The sequence below is a fragment of the Mesorhizobium sp. M7A.F.Ca.US.011.01.1.1 genome (assembly GCF_003998295.1).
GTDB lineage: Bacteria > Pseudomonadota > Alphaproteobacteria > Rhizobiales > Rhizobiaceae > Mesorhizobium.
In genome coordinates, this window is record NZ_RZRT01000165.1 from 1 (window position 1) to 1,437 (window position 1,437).

Sequence of the window (1,437 nt, forward strand, 5' to 3'; positions counted from 1 at the left end):
TCTTCGAGCGGCTTTGTTCCGAGCGAAATTTCGACCATACGAGCGAAGAAGCAGAGCACATCGCTCCGGCGGTGATCCGTCACTTTCAAGAAGGCCACATGGACGAAGGCGATCTTTGGCTTGCCGTCCGAATGTGCCGCACATTTCGGGAGGCCTTGGCAATGCATCGCAGTGTGGGTGGGCTGGCCTACTATCAGGGCGCCCGACCTGGCTCGGATTTGCGGAACAACCGGGCATAGACTTCGAGTTGGCCATGAAAGCTACGGCCGCACCGACCTGCGCAAAGACCCTATGACTAACCAGCTACCACCTCGCAGCTATTCTGAGGCAGGTAGCTGCTTCACGCTCTCTTGATTGAGGAGAGTTGCCAGCCCGATAATGATCTGCGGAATAACAAATGGCTTGGTGATCATCAGGCTGTTGGGCACTCCAAGCGACGGCCAGTCGTCCGCGCCATCGCCGCTCATGTATATCACCGGCATAGTGGGATTGACGGTTCGGAGGTGCCGGGCCACATCCCACCCGGTTCGGCCGTCTTCAAGCCTGATATCTGTGAGCAGCGCCGCAACTCGCTCCGGCTCACGATCAAAAATTGCAATGGCTTCAAGGCCCTTTGAGACGGGAATCACCTCAAACCCGGCCTCCCGGAGGGAGCTTTCGATGTCCAAGAGAATGATGCTTTCATCCTCCACAGCCAGTACCGAAACCGACCGCATTGAAAGGCATGCCTCCCTGAGTATTCCTCGGCAATTCAACGGCCGCAGGCCCGAAAATGCTCCTTAGACAATAACATATGTTAATGCGGCGGAAAGCGGGGTGGGACTCGGAGGGCGCAGCCGAAAGGGAGGAGCCTCACGAAAAACAGTCATTTAGATAGGAACTTATAACAAATGTTATAGTTTGAAGGGTTCTGAGTGGTTGTTCATAGGGAGCACGAATTTGAGGTCTGAACTCGAGCGTCGCCTTGCCCCAAGGCTTATCGAAGCGACAGACATCACAGAGGCGCAAGCCCTGGAGTTGATATCGCTTCTAGGAGCGAATTGGTCCTCCCTGATGCGGGAGGCCAAAGGCATCAAGCACAAACTAACGTCACCAACCATGCCGCCCTTGAGAACATTAGCGCCCCCAGCAAGTTAGGGCCAACCCCAAACAGGTTCTTCATGGCACAGGCTCCCTCTTCGAACATTTTAATCCGCAAGCTCCAGACCATCTCTGAACTCGCACCGTCAGATATTGCGCTCTTGGGGAACATCTCGATTCAGGAGAAGGAATATCATGCCAACGAAGACATTCTGCGCGAGGGCGACAAGCCGACCCTTTCCTTCGTCGTTCTGGACGGCTTGATAGCCTCGACCAAACTAACCGGCGACGGCAAGCGTCAGATTTCCTCCTTTTTTGTTCCGGGCGACATTCCCGACCTGCATGGTTTGCATTTGT

At 54.8% G+C, this 1,437-nt stretch carries 3 protein-coding genes; 2 read left to right on the plus strand and 1 reads right to left on the minus strand.

Translation table 11 applies throughout. The features are described 5' to 3' along the window. Positions 1–239 (plus strand): hypothetical protein (locus tag EOA13_RS38475; RefSeq protein WP_206535373.1); only part of this gene is annotated, 239 nt, incomplete at its 5' end. A gap of 78 nt (positions 240–317) precedes the next feature. Here the strand turns inward: EOA13_RS38475 and EOA13_RS37050 are convergent. Beyond that, positions 318–716 carry a response regulator gene (locus EOA13_RS37050; protein WP_127298037.1) on the minus strand — a complete coding sequence of 133 codons (399 nt, stop codon included), beginning with the start codon at positions 714–716 and terminating at the stop codon, positions 318–320. A gap of 444 nt (positions 717–1,160) precedes the next feature. On the opposite strand from EOA13_RS37050, the gene EOA13_RS37055 reads away from it, so the two are divergent. Continuing rightward, positions 1,161–1,437: cyclic nucleotide-binding domain-containing protein (locus EOA13_RS37055; protein WP_164780625.1), on the plus strand; the 277-nt coding region annotated here is incomplete at its 3' end.